The following is a 23,871-nucleotide window of genomic DNA, read 5'->3' as shown; positions in this document are numbered from 1 at the left end:
ACCTGGTTCGTCGGTCACGGCGGTGCTGACCGGGGTCTTGTCCAGTGTCAGCTGTTCGAACTTGCCAACGTCCGCGCCTCCAACGGTTGCGATCGACTTCACGACAGGGTCGTTAGCGCCGACGTAGACGTTGTCCGGGGCAGTGACAGTGGCAGTACCCACGGTGCCATTAGCCGGCACGGTGATGACGGTTTTGCCGTCGCTCAGCGTGAAGGTCAATGCACTGTGGTTGTTGATTGGCAGACCGTCTTTGTTGGTCAGCGTGATGGTGTAGGTGATCTCGCCGCCTTCGGTGACCGAAGGGGTGGCGGTCAGCTTGGCCACCACTTCGTCAGTGGTGTCGGTCACTTGAACCGAAGCGTTGCCGCCCAGTTGCAGGTTCTCGAAGGTCGCACCAGTGGCGTCCACTGCCGAATTAATGCCCAGGCTGATCTGGCCAGCGTCGTTGTAGACGTCATCACCCTGCGCAGCGTGGGTGTACGGCGCGCTGGTTTCACCGGCCTTGATGGTGACCTGGGCATTGTTGCTCAGGGTCACGACCAGGTCGTGGGCCAGCGGCTGGTTGACGTGCACGGTGAACGTCGGTTTGACGTTCTCGGCCACCGAGGTCTGGTCGGCCGTGATGGTGACCTTGACCAAGTCGCCTTCATTGCCCGGCGTACCTGGCTCGTCGGTCACCGACGTGCTGACCGGTGTCTTGTCCAGCGTCAGTTGCTCGAACTTGCCGACATCCGCGCCTTCAACGGTTGCGATCGATTTGATCACAGGGTCGTTGGTACCGACGTAGACGTTGTCCGGGGCAGTGACGGTGGCAGTGCCGGTTGTACCGTTAGCCGGGATGGTGATGGTGGTTTTGCCATCGTCCAGGGTAAAGGTCAGCGCCGCGTGCTTGTCGATCGGCAGACCGTCTTTGTTGGTCAGCGTGATGGTGTAAGTGATCTCGCCGCCTTCGGTGACCGAAGGGGTCGCGGTCAGCTTCGCCACTACTTCGTCGGTGGTGTCGGTGACATCCACCTTCGCAGCACCGCCCAACTCCAGGTTCTCGAAGGTGCGACCGTCTACATCCACAGCGGACGTGATGCCCAGGCTGATCTGGCCCGCGTCGTTGTAGACGTCATCGCCTTGCGCAGCGTGGGTGTACGGCGCGCTGGTTTCACCGGCCTTGATGGTGACCTGAGCGCTGTTGCTCAGGGTCACGACCAGATCGTGGGCCAGCGGCTGGTTGACGTGGACGGTGAAGGTCGGCTTGACGTTCTCGGCCACCGAGGTCTGGTCGGCCGTGATGGTGACCTTGACCAAGTCGCCTTCATTGCCCGGCGTACCTGGCTCGTCGGTCACCGACGTGCTGACCGGTGTCTTGTCCAGCGTCAGTTGCTCGAACTTGCCGACATCCGCGCCTTCAACGGTTGCGATCGATTTGATCACAGGGTCGTTGGTACCGACGTAGACGTTGTCCGGGGCAGTGACGGTGGCAGTGCCGGTTGTACCGTTAGCCGGGATGGTGATGGTGGTTTTGCCATCGTCCAGGGTAAAGGTCAGCGCCGCGTGCTTGTCGATCGGCAGACCGTCTTTGTTGGTCAGCGTGATGGTGTAGGTGATCTCGCCGCCTTCGGTGACCGAAGGGGTCGCGGTCAGCTTCGCCACTACTTCGTCGGTGGTGTCGGTGACATCCACCTTCGCAGCACCGCCCAACTCCAGGTTCTCGAAGGTGCGACCGTCTACATCCACAGCGGACGTGATGCCCAGGCTGATCTGGCCCGCGTCGTTGTAGACGTCATCGCCTTGCGCAGCGTGGGTGTACGGCGCGCTGGTTTCACCGGCCTTGATGGTGACCTGAGCGCTGTTGCTCAGGGTCACGACCAGATCGTGGGCCAGCGGCTGGTTGACGTGGACGGTGAAGGTCGGCTTGACGTTCTCGGCCACCGAGGTCTGGTCGGCCGTGATGGTGACCTTGACCAGGTCGCCTTCGTTGCCCGGGGTGCCCGGCTCGTCGGTGACCGACGTGCTGACCGGGGTCTTGTCCAGTGTCAGTTGCTCGAACTTGCCGACGTCCGCGCCTTCAACGGTTGCGATCGATTTGATCACAGGGTCGTTGCTACCGACGTAGACGTTGTCCGGGGCAGTGACGGTGGCAGTGCCCACGGTGCCGTTGGCCGGCACGGTGATGACGGTTTTGCCGTCGCTCAGCGTGAAGGTCAATGCACTGTGGTTGTTGATCGGCAGACCGTCTTTGTTGGTCAGCGTGATGGTGTAGGTGATCTCGCCGCCTTCGGTGACCGAAGGGGTCGCGGTCAGCTTGGCCACCACTTCGTCGGTGGTGTCGGTGACATCCACCTTCGCGGCACCGCCCAGCTCCAGGTTCTCGAAGGTCGCACCAGTGGCGTCTACCGCCGAGTTGATGCCCAGGCTGATCTGGCCAGCGTCGTTGTAGACGTCATCGCCCTGCGCAGCGTGGGTGTACGGCGCGCTGGTTTCGCCGGCCTTGATGGTGACCTGGGCGTTGTTGCTCAGGGTCACGACCAGGTCGTGGGCCAGCGGCTGGTTGACGTGCACGGTGAAGGTCGGCTTGACGTTCTCGGCCACCGAGGTCTGGTCAGCAGTAATAGTGACCTTGACCAGGTCGCCTTCGTTGCTGCCGCCCGGGTTGCCTGGGGTGCCAGGCTCGTCGGTCACGGTAGTGCTGACCGGGGCTTTGTCCAGCGTCAGTTGCTCGAACTTGCCGACATCAGCGCCTCCAACGGTTGCGATCGACTTCACGACAGGGTCGTTAGCGCCGACGTAGACGTTGTCCGGGGCAGTGACAGTGGCAGTACCCACGGTGCCATTAGCCGGCACGGTGATGACGGTTTTGCCGTCGCTCAGCGTGAAGGTCAATGCACTGTGGTTGTTGATTGGCAGACCGTCTTTGTTGGTCAGCGTGATGGTGTAGGTGATCTCGCCGCCTTCGGTGACCGAAGGGGTGGCGGTCAGCTTGGCCACCACTTCGTCAGTGGTGTCGGTCACTTGAACCGAAGCGTTGCCGCCCAGTTGCAGGTTCTCGAAGGTCGCACCAGTGGCGTCCACTGCCGAATTAATGCCCAGGCTGATCTGGCCAGCATCGTTGTAGACGTCATCGCCTTGCGCAGCGTGGGTGTACGGCGCGCTGGTCTCGCCAGCCTTGATGGTGACCTGAGCGTTGTTGCTCAGGGTCACGACCAGGTCGTGGGCCAGCGGCTGGTTGACGTGCACGGTGAAGGTCGGTTTGACGTTCTCGGCTACCGAGGTCTGATCGGCCGTGATGGTGACCTTGACCAGGTCGCCTTCGTTGCTGCCGCCCGGGTTGCCTGGGGTGCCAGGCTCGTCGGTCACGGTAGTGCTGACCGGGGTTTTGTCCAGCGCCAGTTGCTCGAACTTGCCGACATCCGCGCCTTCAACGGTTGCGATCGACATCACGACAGGGTCGTTGGTACCGACGTAGACGTTGTCCGGGGCAGTGACGGTAGCAGTACCCACGGTACCGTTGGCCGGCACGGTGATGACGGTTTTGCCGTCGCTCAGTGTGAAGGTCAATGCACTGTGGTTGTTGATCGGCAGACCGTCTTTGTTGGTCAGGGTGATGGTGTAGGTGATCTCGCCGCCTTCGGTGACCGAAGGGGTAGCAGTCAGCTTGGCCACCACTTCGTCGGTGGTGTCGGTCACTTGGACCGAAGCGGCACCGCCCAGCTCCAGGTTTTCGAAGGTGCGACCGTCGACATCCACAGCGGACGTGATGCCCAGGCTGATCTGGCCAGCGTCGTTGTAAACGTCATCACCCTGCGCAGCGTGGGTGTACGGCGCGCTGGTGTCGCCAGCCTTGATGGTGACCTGAGCGTTGTTGCTCAGGGTCACGACCAGGTCGTGGGCCAGCGGCTGGTTAACGTGCACGGTGAAGGTCGGCTTGACGTTCTCGGCCACCGAGGTCTGGTCGGCAGTAATAGTGACCTTGACCAGGTCGCCTTCGTTGCTGCCGCCCGGGTTGCCTGGGGTGCCAGGCTCGTCGGTCACGGTAGTGCTGACCGGGGTTTTGTCGAGTGTCAGTTGCTCGAACTTGCCGACATCAGCGCCTTCAACGGTTGCGATCGACATCACGACAGGGTCGTTGGTACCGACGTAGACGTTGTCCGGGGCAGTGACAGTGGCAGTGCCCACGGTGCCATTGGCCGGCACGGTGATGACGGTTTTGCCGTCGCTCAGCGTGAAGGTCAAGGCACTGTGGTTGTTGATCGGCAGGCCGTCTTTGTTGGTCAGCGTGATGGTGTAGGTGATCTCGCCGCCTTCGGTGACCGAAGGGGTGGCGGTCAGCTTGGCCACCACTTCGTCGGTGGTGTCAGTGACATCCACCTTCGCAGCACCGCCCAGCTCCAGGTTTTCGAAGGTACGACCGTCTACATCCACAGCGGACGTGATGCCCAGGCTGATCTGGCCAGCGTCGTTGTAGACGTCATCGCCCTGCGCAGCGTGGGTGTACGGCGCACTGGTTTCACCGGCCTTGATAGTGACCTGGGCATTGTTGCTCAGGGTCACGACCAGGTCGTGAGCCAGGGCGGTGTTGATGTGCACGGTGAACGTCGGTTTGACGTTCTCGGCCACCGAGGTCTGGTCGGCGGTGATGGTGACCTTAACCAGATCGCCTTCGTTGCCCGGCGTACCTGGCTCGTCGGTCACCGACGTGCTGACCGGCGTCTTGTCCAGCGTCAGTTGCTCGAACTTGCCAACGTCCGCACCTTCAACGGTAGCGATCGACATCACGACAGGGTCGTTGCTACCGACGTAGACGTTATCCGGAGCGGCCACGGTCGCAGTGCCCACGGTGCCGTTGGCCGGCACGGTGATGACGGTCTTGCCGTCGCTCAGCGTGAAGGTCAAGGCACTGTGGTTGTTGATTGGCAGACCGTCTTGGTTGGTCAGCGTGATGGTGTAGGTGATCTCGCCGCCTTCGGTGACCGAAGGGGTGGCGGTCAGCTTGGCCACCACTTCGTCGGTGGTGTCAGTGACATCCACCTTCGCAGCACCGCCCAGCTCCAGGTTTTCGAAGGTACGACCGTCTACATCCACAGCGGACGTGATGCCCAGGCTGATCTGGCCAGCGTCGTTGTAGACGTCATCGCCCTGCGCAGCGTGGGTGTACGGCGCACTGGTTTCACCGGCCTTGATAGTGACCTGGGCATTGTTGCTCAGGGTCACGACCAGGTCGTGAGCCAGGGCGGTGTTGATGTGCACGGTGAACGTCGGTTTGACGTTCTCGGCCACCGAGGTCTGGTCGGCGGTGATGGTGACCTTAACCAGATCGCCTTCGTTGCCCGGCGTACCTGGCTCGTCGGTCACCGACGTGCTGACCGGCGTCTTGTCCAGCGTCAGTTGCTCGAACTTGCCAACGTCCGCACCTTCAACGGTAGCGATCGACATCACGACAGGGTCGTTGCTACCGACGTAGACGTTATCCGGAGCGGCCACGGTCGCAGTGCCCACGGTGCCGTTGGCCGGCACGGTGATGACGGTCTTGCCGTCGCTCAGCGTGAAGGTCAAGGCACTGTGGTTGTTGATTGGCAGACCGTCTTGGTTGGTCAGCGTGATGGTGTAGGTGATCTCGCCGCCTTCGGTGACCGAAGGGGTAGCAGTCAGCTTGGCCACCACTTCGTCGGTGGTGTCGGTCACTTGGACCGAAGCGGCACCGCCCAGCTCCAGGTTTTCGAAGGTGCGACCGTCGACATCCACAGCGGACGTGATGCCCAGGCTGATCTGGCCAGCGTCGTTGTAAACGTCATCACCCTGCGCAGCGTGGGTGTACGGCGCGCTGGTGTCGCCAGCCTTGATGGTGACCTGAGCGTTGTTGCTCAGGGTCACGACCAGGTCGTGGGCCAGCGGCTGGTTAACGTGCACGGTGAAGGTCGGCTTGACGTTCTCGGCCACCGAGGTCTGGTCGGCAGTAATAGTGACCTTGACCAGGTCGCCTTCGTTGCTGCCGCCCGGGTTGCCTGGGGTGCCAGGCTCGTCGGTCACGGTAGTGCTGACCGGGGTTTTGTCGAGTGTCAGTTGCTCGAACTTGCCGACATCAGCGCCTTCAACGGTTGCGATCGACATCACGACAGGGTCGTTGGTACCGACGTAGACGTTGTCCGGGGCAGTGACAGTGGCAGTGCCCACGGTGCCATTGGCCGGCACGGTGATGACGGTTTTGCCGTCGCTCAGCGTGAAGGTCAAGGCACTGTGGTTGTTGATTGGCAGACCGTCTTGGTTGGTCAGCGTGATGGTGTAGGTGATCTCGCCGCCTTCGGTGACCGAAGGGGTAGCAGTCAGCTTGGCCACCACTTCGTCGGTGGTGTCGGTCACTTGGACCGAAGCGGCACCGCCCAGCTCCAGGTTTTCGAAGGTGCGACCGTCGACATCCACAGCGGACGTGATGCCCAGGCTGATCTGGCCAGCGTCGTTGTAAACGTCATCACCCTGCGCAGCGTGGGTGTACGGCGCGCTGGTGTCGCCAGCCTTGATGGTGACCTGAGCGTTGTTGCTCAGGGTCACGACCAGGTCGTGGGCCAGCGGCTGGTTAACGTGCACGGTGAAGGTCGGCTTGACGTTCTCGGCCACCGAGGTCTGGTCGGCAGTAATAGTGACCTTGACCAGGTCGCCTTCGTTGCTGCCGCCCGGGTTGCCTGGGGTGCCAGGCTCGTCGGTCACGGTAGTGCTGACCGGGGTTTTGTCGAGTGTCAGTTGCTCGAACTTGCCGACATCAGCGCCTTCAACGGTTGCGATCGACATCACGACAGGGTCGTTGGTACCGACGTAGACGTTGTCCGGGGCAGTGACAGTGGCAGTGCCCACGGTGCCATTGGCCGGCACGGTGATGACGGTTTTGCCGTCGCTCAGCGTGAAGGTCAAGGCACTGTGGTTGTTGATTGGCAGACCATCTTTGTTGGTCAGCGTGATGGTGTAGGTGATCTCGCCGCCTTCGGTGACCGAAGGGGTGGCGGTCAGCTTGGCCACCACTTCGTCGGTGGTGTCAGTGACATCCACCTTCGCAGCACCGCCCAGCTCCAGGTTTTCGAAGGTACGACCGTCTACATCCACAGCGGACGTGATGCCCAGGCTGATCTGGCCAGCGTCGTTGTAGACGTCATCGCCCTGCGCAGCGTGGGTGTACGGCGCGCTGGTTTCACCGGCCTTGATAGTGACCTGGGCATTGTTGCTCAGGGTCACGACCAGGTCGTGGGCCAGGGCGGTGTTGACGTGGACGGTGAAGGTCGGTTTGACGTTCTCGGCTACCGAGGTCTGGTCGGCCGTGATGGTGACCTTGACCAGATCGCCTTCGTTGCTGCCGCCCGGGTTGCCTGGGGTGCCAGGCTCGTCGGTGACGGTAGTGCTGACCGGGGTTTTGTCCAGTGTCAGTTGCTCGAACTTACCGACATCCGCGCCTCCAACGGTTGCGATCGACATCACGACAGGGTCGTTGGTACCGACGTAGACGTTGTCCGGGGCAGTGACAGTGGCAGTGCCCACGGTGCCATTGGCCGGCACGGTGATGACGGTTTTGCCGTCGCTCAGCGTGAAGGTCAAGGCACTGTGGTTGTTGATCGGCAGGCCGTCTTTGTTGGTCAGCGTGATGGTGTAGGTGATCTCGCCGCCTTCGGTGACCGAAGGGGTGGCGGTCAGCTTGGCCACCACTTCGTCGGTGGTGTCAGTGACATCCACCTTCGCAGCACCGCCCAGCTCCAGGTTTTCGAAGGTACGACCGTCTACATCCACAGCGGACGTGATGCCCAGGCTGATCTGGCCAGCGTCGTTGTAGACGTCATCGCCCTGCGCAGCGTGGGTGTACGGCGCGCTGGTGTCGCCAGCCTTGATGGTGACCTGAGCGTTGTTGCTCAGGGTCACGACCAGGTCGTGGGCCAGCGGCTGGTTAACGTGCACGGTGAAGGTCGGCTTGACGTTCTCGGCCACCGAGGTCTGGTCGGCAGTAATAGTGACCTTGACCAGGTCGCCTTCGTTGCTGCCGCCCGGGTTGCCTGGGGTGCCAGGCTCGTCGGTCACGGTAGTGCTGACCGGGGTTTTGTCGAGTGTCAGTTGCTCGAACTTGCCGACATCAGCGCCTTCAACGGTTGCGATCGACATCACGACAGGGTCGTTGGTACCGACGTAGACGTTGTCCGGGGCAGTGACAGTGGCAGTGCCCACGGTGCCATTGGCCGGCACGGTGATGACGGTTTTGCCGTCGCTCAGCGTGAAGGTCAAGGCACTGTGGTTGTTGATTGGCAGACCGTCTTGGTTGGTCAGCGTGATGGTGTAGGTGATCTCGCCGCCTTCGGTGACCGAAGGGGTAGCAGTCAGCTTGGCCACCACTTCGTCGGTGGTGTCGGTCACTTGGACCGAAGCGGCACCGCCCAGCTCCAGGTTTTCGAAGGTGCGACCGTCGACATCCACAGCGGACGTGATGCCCAGGCTGATCTGGCCAGCGTCGTTGTAAACGTCATCACCCTGCGCAGCGTGGGTGTACGGCGCGCTGGTGTCGCCAGCCTTGATGGTGACCTGAGCGTTGTTGCTCAGGGTCACGACCAGGTCGTGGGCCAGCGGCTGGTTAACGTGCACGGTGAAGGTCGGCTTGACGTTCTCGGCCACCGAGGTCTGGTCGGCAGTAATAGTGACCTTGACCAGGTCGCCTTCGTTGCTGCCGCCCGGGTTGCCTGGGGTGCCAGGCTCGTCGGTCACGGTAGTGCTGACCGGGGTTTTGTCGAGTGTCAGTTGCTCGAACTTGCCGACATCAGCGCCTTCAACGGTTGCGATCGACATCACGACAGGGTCGTTGGTACCGACGTAGACGTTGTCCGGGGCAGTGACAGTGGCAGTGCCCACGGTGCCATTGGCCGGCACGGTGATGACGGTTTTGCCGTCGCTCAGCGTGAAGGTCAAGGCACTGTGGTTGTTGATTGGCAGACCGTCTTGGTTGGTCAGCGTGATGGTGTAGGTGATCTCGCCGCCTTCGGTGACCGAAGGGGTAGCAGTCAGCTTGGCCACCACTTCGTCGGTGGTGTCGGTCACTTGGACCGAAGCGGCACCGCCCAGCTCCAGGTTTTCGAAGGTGCGACCGTCGACATCCACAGCGGACGTGATGCCCAGGCTGATCTGGCCAGCGTCGTTGTAAACGTCATCACCCTGCGCAGCGTGGGTGTACGGCGCGCTGGTGTCGCCAGCCTTGATGGTGACCTGAGCGTTGTTGCTCAGGGTCACGACCAGGTCGTGGGCCAGCGGCTGGTTAACGTGCACGGTGAAGGTCGGCTTGACGTTCTCGGCCACCGAGGTCTGGTCGGCAGTAATAGTGACCTTGACCAGGTCGCCTTCGTTGCTGCCGCCCGGGTTGCCTGGGGTGCCAGGCTCGTCGGTCACGGTAGTGCTGACCGGGGTTTTGTCGAGTGTCAGTTGCTCGAACTTGCCGACATCAGCGCCTTCAACGGTTGCGATCGACATCACGACAGGGTCGTTGGTACCGACGTAGACGTTGTCCGGGGCAGTGACAGTGGCAGTGCCCACGGTGCCATTGGCCGGCACGGTGATGACGGTTTTGCCGTCGCTCAGCGTGAAGGTCAAGGCACTGTGGTTGTTGATTGGCAGACCGTCTTGGTTGGTCAGCGTGATGGTGTAGGTGATCTCGCCGCCTTCGGTGACCGAAGGGGTAGCAGTCAGCTTGGCCACCACTTCGTCGGTGGTGTCGGTCACTTGGACCGAAGCGGCACCGCCCAGCTCCAGGTTTTCGAAGGTGCGACCGTCGACATCCACAGCGGACGTGATGCCCAGGCTGATCTGGCCAGCGTCGTTGTAAACGTCATCACCCTGCGCAGCGTGGGTGTACGGCGCGCTGGTGTCGCCAGCCTTGATGGTGACCTGAGCGTTGTTGCTCAGGGTCACGACCAGGTCGTGGGCCAGCGGCTGGTTAACGTGCACGGTGAAGGTCGGCTTGACGTTCTCGGCCACCGAGGTCTGGTCGGCAGTAATAGTGACCTTGACCAGGTCGCCTTCGTTGCTGCCGCCCGGGTTGCCTGGGGTGCCAGGCTCGTCGGTCACGGTAGTGCTGACCGGGGTTTTGTCGAGTGTCAGTTGCTCGAACTTGCCGACATCAGCGCCTTCAACGGTTGCGATCGACATCACGACAGGGTCGTTGGTACCGACGTAGACGTTGTCCGGGGCAGTGACAGTGGCAGTGCCCACGGTGCCATTGGCCGGCACGGTGATGACGGTTTTGCCGTCGCTCAGCGTGAAGGTCAAGGCACTGTGGTTGTTGATTGGCAGACCATCTTTGTTGGTCAGCGTGATGGTGTAGGTGATCTCGCCGCCTTCGGTGACCGAAGGGGTGGCGGTCAGCTTGGCCACCACTTCGTCGGTGGTGTCAGTGACATCCACCTTCGCAGCACCGCCCAGCTCCAGGTTTTCGAAGGTACGACCGTCTACATCCACAGCGGACGTGATGCCCAGGCTGATCTGGCCAGCGTCGTTGTAGACGTCATCGCCCTGCGCAGCGTGGGTGTACGGCGCGCTGGTTTCACCGGCCTTGATAGTGACCTGGGCATTGTTGCTCAGGGTCACGACCAGGTCGTGGGCCAGGGCGGTGTTGACGTGGACGGTGAAGGTCGGTTTGACGTTCTCGGCTACCGAGGTCTGGTCGGCCGTGATGGTGACCTTGACCAGATCGCCTTCGTTGCTGCCGCCCGGGTTGCCTGGGGTGCCAGGCTCGTCGGTGACGGTAGTGCTGACCGGGGTTTTGTCCAGTGTCAGTTGCTCGAACTTACCGACATCCGCGCCTCCAACGGTTGCGATCGACATCACGACAGGGTCGTTGGTACCGACGTAGACGTTGTCCGGGGCAGTGACAGTGGCAGTGCCCACGGTGCCATTGGCCGGCACGGTGATGACGGTTTTGCCGTCGCTCAGCGTGAAGGTCAAGGCACTGTGGTTGTTGATTGGCAGACCATCTTTGTTGGTCAGCGTGATGGTGTAGGTGATCTCGCCGCCTTCGGTGACCGAAGGGGTGGCGGTCAGCTTGGCCACCACTTCGTCGGTGGTGTCAGTGACATCCACCTTCGCAGCACCGCCCAGCTCCAGGTTTTCGAAGGTACGACCGTCTACATCCACAGCGGACGTGATGCCCAGGCTGATCTGGCCAGCGTCGTTGTAGACGTCATCGCCCTGCGCAGCGTGGGTGTACGGCGCGCTGGTTTCACCGGCCTTGATAGTGACCTGGGCATTGTTGCTCAGGGTCACGACCAGGTCGTGGGCCAGGGCGGTGTTGACGTGGACGGTGAAGGTCGGTTTGACGTTCTCGGCTACCGAGGTCTGGTCGGCCGTGATGGTGACCTTGACCAGATCGCCTTCGTTGCTGCCGCCCGGGTTGCCTGGGGTGCCAGGCTCGTCGGTGACGGTAGTGCTGACCGGGGTTTTGTCCAGTGTCAGTTGCTCGAACTTACCGACATCCGCGCCTCCAACGGTTGCGATCGACATCACGACAGGGTCGTTGGTACCGACGTAGACGTTGTCCGGGGCAGTGACAGTGGCAGTGCCCACGGTGCCATTGGCCGGCACGGTGATGACGGTTTTGCCGTCGCTCAGCGTGAAGGTCAAGGCACTGTGGTTGTTGATCGGCAGGCCGTCTTTGTTGGTCAGCGTGATGGTGTAGGTGATCTCGCCGCCTTCGGTGACCGAAGGGGTGGCGGTCAGCTTGGCCACCACTTCGTCGGTGGTGTCAGTGACATCCACCTTCGCAGCACCGCCCAGCTCCAGGTTTTCGAAGGTACGACCGTCTACATCCACAGCGGACGTGATGCCCAGGCTGATCTGGCCAGCGTCGTTGTAGACGTCATCGCCCTGCGCAGCGTGGGTGTACGGCGCACTGGTTTCACCGGCCTTGATAGTGACCTGGGCATTGTTGCTCAGGGTCACGACCAGGTCGTGAGCCAGGGCGGTGTTGATGTGCACGGTGAACGTCGGTTTGACGTTCTCGGCCACCGAGGTCTGGTCGGCGGTGATGGTGACCTTAACCAGATCGCCTTCGTTGCCCGGCGTACCTGGCTCGTCGGTCACCGACGTGCTGACCGGCGTCTTGTCCAGCGTCAGTTGCTCGAACTTGCCAACGTCCGCACCTTCAACGGTAGCGATCGACATCACGACAGGGTCGTTGCTGCCGACGTAGACGTTGTCCGGGGCAGTGACAGTGGCAGTACCCACGGTGCCATTAGCCGGCACGGTGATGACGGTTTTGCCGTCGCTCAGGGTGAAGGTCAATGCACTGTGGTTATTGATCGGCAAGCCGTCTTTGTTGGTCAGCGTGATGGTGTAAGTGATCTCACCGCCTTCGGTCACCGAAGGGGTCGCGGTCAACTTGGCCACTACTTCGTCGGTGGTGTCGGTCACTTGGACCGAAGCCGCACCGCCCAGCTCGAGGTTCTCGAAGGTCGCACCAGTGGCGTCTACCGCCGAGTTGATACCCAGGCTGATCTGGCCAGCATCGTTGTAGACGTCATCGCCCTGCGCAGCGTGGGTGTACGGCGCGCTGGTTTCGCCGGCCTTGATGGTGACCTGGGCGTTGTTGCTCAGGGTCACGACCAGATCGTGAGCCAGCGGCTGGTTGACGTGTACGGTGAAGGTCGGCTTGACGTTCTCGGCCACCGAGGTCTGGTCGGCGGTGATGGTGACCTTAACCAGATCGCCTTCGTTGCCCGGCGTACCTGGCTCGTCGGTCACCGACGTGCTGACCGGGGTCTTGTCCAGCGTCAGTTGCTCGAACTTGCCGACGTCCGCGCCGCCAACGGTTGCGATCGACATCACGACAGGGTCGTTAGCGCCGACGTAGACGTTGTCCGGGGCAGTGACGGTGGCAGTGCCCACGGTGCCATTGGCCGGCACGGTGATGACGGTTTTGCCGTCGCTCAGCGTGAAGGTCAATGCACTGTGGTTGTTGATCGGCAGACCGTCTTTGTTGGTCAGCGTGATGGTGTAGGTGATCTCACCGCCTTCAGTGACCGAAGGGGTCGCGGTCAGCTTGGCCACCACCTCGTCGAGGGTGTCGGTCACTTGAACCGAAGCGTTGCCGCCCAGTTGCAGGTTCTCGAAGGTCGCACCAGTGGCGTCCACCGCCGAGTTGATGCCCAGGCTGATCTGGCCCGCATCCTGATAGACGTCATCGCCCTGCGCGTCGTGAGTGTACGGTGCGCTGGTTTCGCCAGCCTTGATGGTGACCTGAGCGTTGTTGCTCAGGGTCACGACCAGGTCGTGGGCCAGCGGCTGGTTGACGTGCACGGTGAAGGTCGGTTTGACGTTCTCGGCTACCGAAGTCTGGTCGGCCGTGATGGTGACCTTGACGATGTCGCCTTCGCTGCCTGGGGTGCCTGGCTCGTCGGTCACCTCGGTGCTGACTGGAGTCTTGTCCAGGTTCAGGTTTTCAAACTTCCACGCATCTGCGCCGCTGACCGCGTCGATGGCATTGACCACCGGCGCGTTAGTGCCGACATAGACGTTGTCCGGGGCGGTTGCAGTGGCCGAACCGGTGGTGCTATTGGCTGCCACGACGACAGTGGTGCCGTCGGTCAGCTTGAAGTACAGCTCCGAGTGGTTGTTGATCGGCAGACCGTCTTTGTTGGTCAGCGTGATGGTGTAAGTGATCTCACCGCCTTCGGTCACCGAAGGGGTCGCAGTCAGCTTGGCCACGACTTCGTCGAGGGTGTCGGTCACTTGAACCGAAGCAGCACCGCCCAGCTCAAGGTTCTCGAAGGTCGCACCAGTGGCGTCCACCGCCGAGTTGATGCCCAGGCTGATCTGGCCCGCATCCTGATAGACGTCATCGCCTTGCGCATCGTGGGTGTACGGCGCGCTGGTCTCACCAGCCTTGATGGTGACCTGAGCATTGTTGCTCAGGGTCACGACCAGATCGTGGGCCAGCGGCTGGTTGACGTGCACGGTGAAGGTCGGTTTGACGTTCTCGGCCACCGAAGTCTGGTCAGCCGTGATGGTGACCTTGACGATATCGCCTTCGCTACCTGGGGTGCCTGGCTCGTCGGTGACCTCGGTGCTGACCGGGGTCTTGTCCAGGTTCAGGTTTTCGAACTTCCATGCATCTGCGCCGCTGACGGCGTCGATGGCATTGACCACCGGCTGGTTAGTGCCGACATAGACGTTGTCTGGTGCGGTTGCAGTGGCCGAACCCGTGGTGCTGTTGGCTGCCACGACGACAGTGGTGCCGTCGGTCAGCTTGAAGTACAGCTCCGAGTGGTTGTTGATCGGCAGACCGTCTTTGTTGGTCAGCGTGATGGTGTAGGTGATCTCGCCGCCTTCGGTCACCGAAGGGGTCGCGGTCAGCTTGGCCACGACTTCGTCGAGGGTGTCGGTCACTTGAACCGAAGCAGCACCGCCCAACTCAAGGTTCTCGAACGCAGCGCCGGTGGCGTCCACCGCCGAGTTGATGCCCAGGCTGATCTGGCCAGCATCCTGATAGACGTCATCGCCTTGCGCATCGTGGGTGTACGGCGCGCTGGTCTCACCAGCCTTGATGGTGACCTGAGCATTGTTGCTCAGGGTCACGACCAGGTCGTGGGCCAGCGGCTGGTTGACGTGCACGGTGAAGGTCGGTTTGACGTTCTCGGCTACCGAAGTCTGGTCGGCCGTGATGGTGACCTTGACGATGTCGCCTTCGCTGCCTGGGGTGCCTGGCTCGTCGGTCACCTCGGTGCTGACTGGAGTCTTGTCCAGGTTCAGGTTTTCAAACTTCCACGCATCTGCGCCGCTGACCGCGTCGATGGCATTGACCACCGGCGCGTTAGTGCCGACATAGACGTTGTCCGGGGCGGTTGCAGTGGCCGAACCGGTGGTGCTATTGGCTGCCACGACGACAGTAGTGCCGTCGGTCAGCTTGAAGTACAGCTCCGAGTGGTTGTTGATCGGCAAGCCGTCTTTGTTGGTCAGGGTGATGGTGTAGGTGATCTCGCCGCCTTCGGTGACCGAAGGGGTCGCGGTCAGCTTGGCCACCACTTCGTCGAGGGTGTCGTTGACTTGAACCGAAGCAGCACCGCCCAGCTCAAGGTTCTCGAACGCAGCACCAGTGGCGTCCACCGCCGAGTTGATGCCCAGGCTGATCTGGCCCGCATCCTGATAGACGTCATCGCCCTGCGCGTCGTGAGTGTACGGCGCGCTGGTTTCGCCGGCCTTGATGGTGACCTGAGCGTTGTTGCTCAGGGTCACGACCAGGTCGTGGGCCAGCGGCTGGTTGACGTGCACAGTGAAGGTCGGTTTAACGTTCTCGGCTACCGAAGTCTGGTCGGCCGTGATGGTGACCTTGACGATATCGCCTTCGTTGCCTGGCGTACCTGGCTCGTCGGTGACCTCGGTGCTGACCGGGGTCTTGTCCAGGTTCAGGTTTTCAAACTTCCACGCATCTGCGCCGCTGACCGCGTCGATGGCATTGACCACCGGCGCGTTAGTGCCGACATAGACGTTGTCCGGGGCGGTTGCAGTGGCCGAACCGGTGGTGCTATTGGCTGCCACGACGACAGTAGTGCCGTCGGTCAGCTTGAAGTACAGCTCCGAGTGGTTGTTGATCGGCAAGCCGTCTTTGTTGGTCAGGGTGATGGTGTAGGTGATCTCGCCGCCTTCGGTGACCGAAGGGGTCGCGGTCAGCTTGGCCACGACTTCGTCGAGGGTGTCGGTGACTTGAACCGAAGCAGCACCGCCCAGCTCAAGGTTCTCGAACGCAGCGCCGGTGGCGTCCACCGCCGAGTTGATGCCCAGGCTGATCTGGCCAGCATCCTGATAGACGTCATCGCCTTGCGCATCGTGGGTGTACGGCGCGCTGGTCTCACCAGCCTTGATGGTGACCTGAGCATTGTTGCTCAGGGTCACGACCAGGTCGTGGGCCAGCGGCTGGTTGACGTGCACAGTGAAGGTCGGTTTAACGTTCTCGGCTACCGAAGTCTGGTCGGCCGTGATGGTGACCTTGACGATATCGCCTTCGTTGCCTGGCGTACCTGGCTCGTCGGTGACCTCGGTGCTGACCGGGGTCTTGTCCAGGTTCAGGTTTTCAAACTTCCACGCATCTGCGCCGCTGACCGCGTCGATGGCATTGACCACCGGCGCGTTAGTGCCGACATAGACGTTGTCCGGGGCGGTTGCAGTGGCCGAACCGGTGGTGCTATTGGCTGCCACGACGACAGTAGTGCCGTCGGTCAGCTTGAAGTACAGCTCCGAGTGGTTGTTGATCGGCAAGCCGTCTTTGTTGGTCAGGGTGATGGTGTAGGTGATCTCGCCGCCTTCGGTGACCGAAGGGGTCGCGGTCAGCTTGGCCACGACTTCGTCGAGGGTGTCGGTGACTTGAACCGAAGCAGCACCGCCCAGCTCAAGGTTCTCGAACGCAGCACCAGTGGCGTCCACCGCCGAGTTGATGCCCAGGCTGATCTGGCCCGCATCCTGATAGACGTCATCGCCCTGCGCGTCGTGAGTGTACGGCGCGCTGGTTTCGCCGGCCTTGATGGTGACCTGAGCATTGTTGCTCAGGGTCACGACCAGGTCGTGGGCCAAGGCGGTGTTGATGTGTACGGTGAACGTCGGTTTGACGTTCTCGGCCACCGAAGTCTGGTCGGCGGTGATGGTGACCTTGACGATATCGCCTTCGTTACCTGGTGTGCCTGGCTCGTCAGTGACGGTAGTGCTGACTGGGGTCTTGTCCAGGTTCAGGTTTTCAAACTTCCACGCATCTGCGCCGCTGACCGCGTCGATGGCATTGACCACCGGCGCGTTAGTGCCGACATAGACGTTGTCCGGGGCGGTTGCAGTGGCCGAACCGGTGGTGCTATTGGCTGCCACGACGACAGTGGTGCCGTCGGTCAGCTTGAAGTACAGCTCCGAGTGGTTGTTGATCGGCAAGCCGTCTTTGTTGGTCAGGGTGATGGTGTAGGTGATCTCGCCGCCTTCAGTGACCGACGGGGTCGCGGTCAGCTTGGCCACGACTTCGTCGAGGGTGTCGGTGACTTGAACCGAAGCGTTGCCGCCCAGTTGCAGGTTCTCGAAGGTGTGACCGTCTACATCCACAGCGGACGTGATGCCCAGGCTGATCTGGCCCGCATCCTGATAGACGTCATCGCCCTGTGCGTCGTGGGTGTACGGCGCGCTGGTTTCGCCGGCCTTGATGGTGACCTGAGCATTGTTGCTCAGGGTCACGACCAGGTCGTGGGCCAAGGCGGTGTTGATGTGTACGGTGAACGTCGGTTTGACGTTCTCGGCCACCGAAGTCTGGTCGGCGGTGATGGTGACCTTGACGATATCGCCTTCGTTACCTGGTGTGCCTGGCTCGTCAGTGACGGTAGTGCTGACTGGGGTCTTGTCCAGGTTCAGGTTTTCAAACTTCCACGCATCCGCGCCGCTGACCGCGTCGATGGCATTGACCACCGGCGCGTTAGTGCCGACATAGACGTTGTCCGGGGCAGTTGCAGTGGCCGAACCGGTGGTGCTGTTCGCTGCCACGACGACGGTGGTGCCGTCGGTCAGCTTGAAGTACAGCTCCGAGTGGTTGTTGATCGGCAAGCCGTCTTTGTTGGTCAGGGTGATGGTGTAGGTGATCTCGCCGCCTTCAGTGACCGACGGGGTCGCGGTCAGCTTGGCCACGACTTCGTCGAGGGTGTCGGTGACTTGAACCGAAGCGTTGCCGCCCAGTTGCAGGTTCTCGAAGGTGTGACCGTCTACATCCACAGCGGACGTGATGCCCAGGCTGATCTGGCCCGCATCCTGATAGACGTCATCGCCCTGTGCGTCGTGGGTGTACGGCGCGCTGGTTTCGCCGGCCTTGATGGTGACCTGAGCATTGTTGCTCAGGGTCACGACCAGGTCGTGGGCCAAGGCGGTGTTGATGTGTACGGTGAACGTCGGTTTGACGTTCTCGGCCACCGAAGTCTGGTCGGCGGTGATGGTGACCTTGACGATATCGCCTTCGTTACCTGGTGTGCCTGGCTCGTCAGTGACGGTAGTGCTGACTGGGGTCTTGTCCAGGTTCAGGTTTTCAAACTTCCACGCATCCGCGCCGCTGACCGCGTCGATGGCATTGACCACCGGCGCGTTAGTGCCGACATAGACGTTGTCCGGGGCGGCTACAGTCGCCGAACCGGTCGTGCTGTTGGCTGCCACGACGACGGTGGTGCCGTCGGTCAGCTTGAAGTACAGCTCCGAGTGGTTGTTGATCGGCAAGCCGTCTTTGTTGGTCAGGGTGATGGTGTAGGTGATCTCGCCGCCTTCAGTGACCGACGGGGTCGCGGTCAGCTTGGCCACGACTTCGTCGAGGGTGTCGGTGACTTGAACCGAAGCGTTGCCGCCCAGTTGCAGGTTCTCGAAGGTGTGACCGTCTACATCCACAGCGGACGTGATGCCCAGGCTGATCTGGCCCGCATCCTGATAGACGTCATCGCCCTGTGCGTCGTGGGTGTACGGCGCGCTGGTTTCGCCGGCCTTGATGGTGACCTGAGCATTGTTGCTCAGGGTCACGACCAGGTCGTGGGCCAAGGCGGTGTTGATGTGTACGGTGAACGTCGGTTTGACGTTCTCGGCCACCGAAGTCTGGTCGGCGGTGATGGTGACCTTGACGATATCGCCTTCGTTACCTGGTGTGCCTGGCTCGTCAGTGACGGTAGTGCTGACTGGGGTCTTGTCCAGGTTCAGGTTTTCAAACTTCCACGCATCCGCGCCGCTGACCGCGTCGATGGCATTGACCACCGGCGCGTTAGTGCCGACATAGACGTTGTCCGGGGCAGTTGCAGTGGCCGAACCGGTGGTGCTGTTCGCTGCCACGACGACGGTGGTGCCGTCGGTCAGCTTGAAGTACAGCTCCGAGTGGTTGTTGATCGGCAAGCCGTCTTTGTTGGTCAGGGTGATGGTGTAGGTGATCTCGCCGCCTTCAGTGACCGACGGGGTCGCGGTCAGCTTGGCCACGACTTCGTCGAGGGTGTCGGTGACTTGAACCGAAGCGTTGCCGCCCAGTTGCAGGTTCTCGAAGGTGTGACCGTCTACATCCACAGCGGACGTGATGCCCAGGCTGATCTGGCCCGCATCCTGATAGACGTCATCGCCTTGCGCGTCGTGGGTGTACGGCGCGCTGGTTTCGCCGGCCTTAATGGTGACCTGGGCATTGTTGCTCAGGGTCACGACCAGATCGTGGGCCAGCGGCTGGTTGACGTGCACGGTGAAGGTCGGTTTGACGTTCTCGGCTACCGAGGTCTGGTCGGCCGTGATGGTGACCTTGACGATGTCGCCTTCGCTGCCTGGGGTGCCTGGCTCGTCGGTCACCTCGGTGCTGACTGGAGTCTTGTCCAGGTTCAGGTTTTCGAACTTCCACGCATCTGCGCCGCTGACGGCGTCGATGGCATTGACCACCGGCGCGTTGGTGCCGACATAGACGTTGTCCGGGGCGGCTACAGTCGCCGAACCGGTCGTGCTGTTGGCTGCCACGACGACGGTGGTGCCGTCGGTCAGCTTGAAGTACAGCTCCGAGTGGTTGTTGATCGGCAAGCCGTCTTTGTTGGTCAGGGTGATGGTGTAGGTGATCTCGCCGCCTTCGGTGACCGAAGGGGTCGCGGTCAGCTTGGCCACCACTTCGTCGAGGGTGTCGTTGACTTGAACCGAAGCAGCACCGCCCAGCTCAAGGTTCTCGAACGCAGCACCAGTGGCGTCCACCGCCGAGTTGATGCCCAGGCTGATCTGGCCCGCATCCTGATAGACGTCATCGCCCTGCGCGTCGTGAGTGTACGGCGCGCTGGTTTCGCCGGCCTTGATGGTGACCTGGGCGTTGTTGCTCAGGGTCACGACCAGGTCGTGGGCCAGCGGCTGGTTGACGTGCACAGTGAAGGTCGGTTTAACGTTCTCGGCTACCGAAGTCTGGTCGGCCGTGATGGTGACCTTGACGATGTCGCCTTCGCTGCCTGGGGTGCCTGGCTCGTCGGTCACCTCGGTGCTGACTGGAGTCTTGTCCAGGTTCAGGTTTTCAAACTTCCACGCATCTGCGCCGCTGACCGCGTCGATGGCATTGACCACCGGCGCGTTAGTGCCGACATAGACGTTGTCCGGGGCGGTTGCAGTGGCCGAACCGGTGGTGCTATTGGCTGCCACGACGACAGTGGTGCCGTCGGTCAGCTTGAAGTACAGCTCCGAGTGGTTGTTGATCGGCAGACCATCTTTGTTGGTCAGGGTGATGGTGTAGGTGATCTCACCGCCTTCGGTCACCGAAGGGGTCGCGGTCAGCTTGGCCACCACTTCGTCGAGGGTGTCGGTCACTTGAACCGAAGCGTTGCCGCCCAGTTGCAGGTTCTCGAAGGTCGCACCAGTGGCGTCCACCGCCGAGTTGATGCCCAGACTGATCTGGCCCGCATCCTGATAGACGTCATCGCCTTGCGCGTCGTGGGTGTACGGCGCGCTGGTCTCGCCGGCCTTGATGGTGACCTGGGCGTTGTTGCTCAGGGTCACGACTAGGTCGTGGGCCAGCGGCTGGTTGACGTGTACGGTGAAGGTCGGCTTGACGTTCTCAGCCACCGAAGTCTGATCAGCCGTGATGGTGACTTTGACGATGTCGCCTTCGCTGCCTGGTGTACCTGGCTCGTCAGTCACCTCGGTGCTGACTGGAGTCTTGTCCAGGTTCAGGTTTTCAAACTTCCACGCATCTGCGCCGCTGACGGCGTCGATGGCATTGACCACCGGCTGGTTAGTGCCCACATAGACGTTGTCCGGGGCGGTTGCAGTGGCCGAACCGGTGGTGCTGTTGGCTGCCACGACGACGGTGGTGCCGTCGGTCAGCTTGAAGTACAGCTCCGAGTGGTTGTTGATCGGCAGACCGTCTTTGTTGGTCAGCGTGATGGTGTAAGTGATCTCACCGCCTTCGGTGACCGAAGGGGTGGCGGTCAGTTTGGCCACCACTTCACTGATAGTGTCCGAGATCTCAACGGTAGCCGGGCCACCCAAGGCCAGCTTCTCGAAAGTGGCACCCGGAACTGTAGCGTCGGTAACACTGAGCGTGATGGAGCCTGCATCAAGATAGACGTCATCGCCCTGAACCGAGGTCTTGTATTCGACTTCGGTCTTACCGGCTTCGATCGTCACGGTGTCGCCATTCGACAGGGTTACGGTCAACGGACGGTCCAGCGCCTGGCTCACTTTCACAGTAAAGGAAGGCTGCTGGTCTTCGGTCACATTGCCATTGCTGACAATGCTTACGGTGACGGTATCGATGCTGTCATTGATGACAGTCGAGGCTGGGGTCGGATTCGGGGTCAGCTGTTCGAAGTTGCCACCCGTGGCGCTCTCGATGGTGACGCTGACGGTCGAGCCGTTGTTGTAGACGTCATTGGCCGGGGTCTGGAAGTCGACGCTGCCCTGGGTTTTACCCGCTTCAACGATAATCGTTTGGCCGTTGGACAGGGTCACGGTCACCGGCGTCTGGGCAGGGTTGCTCAGGGTCACGGTGTAGGTGATCACGCCGCCTTCGGTGACCGACGGGCTCGCCGTCAGGGTCGCGGTGGTGGCATCGACCGAGTCGTTGATCGTGGTCTGAGCCGGGGTCGGATTCGGAGTCAGCTGTTCGAAGTTGCCGCCCGTGGCGCTCTCGATGGTGACGCTGACGGTCGAGCCGTTGTTGTAGACGTCATTGGCCGGGATCTGGAAGTCGACGCTGCCCTGGGTTTTACCCGCTTCAACGGTAATCGTTTGGCCGTTGGACAGGGTCACGGTTACCGGCGTCTGAGCAGGATTGCTCAGGGTCACGGTGTAGGTGATTACGCCGCCTTCGGTGACCGACGGGCTCGCCGTCAGGGTCGCGGTGGTGGCATCGACCGAGTCGTTGATCGTGGTCTGAGCCGGGGTCGGATTCGGAGTCAGCTGTTCGAAGTTGCCACCCGTGGCGTTCTCGATAGTGACGCTGACAGTCGAACCGTTGTTGTAGACGTCATTGGCCGGGGTCTGGAAATCAATGCTGCCCTGGGTTTTACCGGCTTCAACGGTGATGACCTGGCCGTTGGACAGGGTCACGGTTACAGGCGTCTGGGCAGGGTTGCTCAGGGTCACGGTGTAGGTGATCACGCCGCCTTCGGTCACGCTTGGCGAGGCGGTCAGGGTCGCGGTGGTGGTGTCGACCGAGTCGTTGATCGTGGTCTGAGCCGGGGTCGGGTTCGGGGTCAGCTGTTCGAAGTTGCCACCCGTGGCGTTCTCGATGGTGACGCTGACGGTCGAACCGTTGTTGTAGACGTCATTGGCCGGGGTCTGGAAATCAACGCTGCCCTGGGTTTTACCGGCTTCAACGGTGATGACCTGGCCGTTGGACAGGGTCACGGTTACAGGCGTCTGGGCAGGGTTGCTCAGGGTCACGGTGTAGGTGATCACGCCGCCTTCGGTCACGCTTGGCGAGGCGGTCAGGGTCGCGGTGGTGGCATCGACCGAGTCGTTGATCGTGGTCTGAGCCGGGGTCGGATTCGGGGTCAGCTGTTCGAAGTTGCCGCCAGTGGCGCTCTCGATGGTGACGCTGACGGTCGAACCGTTGTTGTAGACGTCATTCGCCGGGGTCTGGAAATCAACGCTGCCCTGGGTTTTGCCGGCTTCAACGGTGATGATCTGGCCGTTGGACAGGGTCACGGTTACCGGCGTCTGAGCAGGATTGCTCAGGGTCACGGTGTAGGTGATCACGCCGCCTTCGGTCACGCTTGGCGAGGCGGTCAGGGTCGCGGTGGTGGCATCGACCGAGTCGTTGATCGTGGTCTGAGCCGGGGTCGGATTCGGAGTCAGTTGCTCGAAATTACCGCCCGTGGCGTTCTCGATGGTGACGCTGACAGTCGAACCGTTGTTGTAGACGTCATTGGCCGGGGTCTGGAAATCAACGCTGCCCTGGGTTTTGCCGGCTTCAACGGTGATGACCTGGCCGTTGGACAGGGTCACGGTTACAGGCGTCTGGGCAGGGTTGCTCAGGGTCACGGTGTAGGTGATCACGCCGCCTTCAGTCACGCTTGGCGAGGCGGTCAGGGTCGCGGTTGTAGTGTCGATTGTATCGGTCACTTGGGTAACCGCTGGCGTTTGCGGCAATGTCACCGTCAGCCCGCCACCACCGGTACTACCTGTCACGGTGGCCGAAATCTGGCCCCCGTCGATGTAGGGTGTGTCGTTTGCCGGAACTGCGACGTTGACGCTACCACTGGTCTGCCCAGCCGGAATGACGATCACGGCACCGTTGGACAGAGTAATTACCAGGTTGGTGGTCGGCGCCTGACCAACGGTGGCGGTATAAACGATTACGCCACCCGCTTCACTGATGGAAGGGGTTGCGCCAAGCGTCAGCTCAGTAGCGACGGCGGTATCCGTCGGTGTGGTCACCAGGTTGTTGCCGTTAGTGTCCAGCAGGCCCACTTCTTGGTTATCGGGTACGCCCGCAAAGCCCAGCCCGTCAGTCGGGAAGCCAACCGTCGGGTCAACTCGGCCAGCCGTCTCTTCGAGCATCACGAAGCTGTGGCCACCGCCCAGCGCACCACCACCCGCTGATGACGGGCCAGCGGCGGTAGCTTCAAGCTCAGTAGTCGGGTCAACACCAGCAGCAATTGCCTGCTGCAGCTCTTCCACCGAAGGCGCGGCCTGGGCTGCCGCCTGGCTCAGGTCGGTGCTACTGTCAGGCGCATCGGCGCTCCATTGGCTGTCACGTCCAAGATCGAGCAGTCGGCCATCAGCCAGCTCCAAAGTAACTGCGCCACCCGGACCGGTGAGCACTTCCTCACCGGCCAACAGGCGGTCACCTTCGATAAGTACACGCCGGATGCCCTCTGGGGATACCGCAATAACCTGGCCGACAATGCTTTTGACGATGGCTACAACGCTGCTCAT

At 61.6% G+C, this 23,871-nt stretch carries 1 protein-coding gene (cut by a window edge); it reads right to left on the bottom strand.

Annotated elements, in window-relative coordinates:
* Nucleotides 1-23,871, bottom strand: the 5' portion of a protein-coding gene (locus ACI7M0_RS00680) for an immunoglobulin-like domain-containing protein (RefSeq protein ID WP_405314543.1). It extends 3,348 nt beyond the left edge of the window; the window shows 23,871 of its 27,219 coding nt (coding positions 1-23,871); its start codon is at nt 23,869-23,871; its stop codon lies beyond the left edge, outside the window.

Origin of the sequence: Pseudomonas sp. 10(2024), from assembly GCF_045164175.1 — a bacterium.
Lineage (GTDB): Bacteria > Pseudomonadota > Gammaproteobacteria > Pseudomonadales > Pseudomonadaceae > Aquipseudomonas > Aquipseudomonas alloputida.
This window is presented reverse-complemented; position numbering and strand designations above follow the sequence as displayed.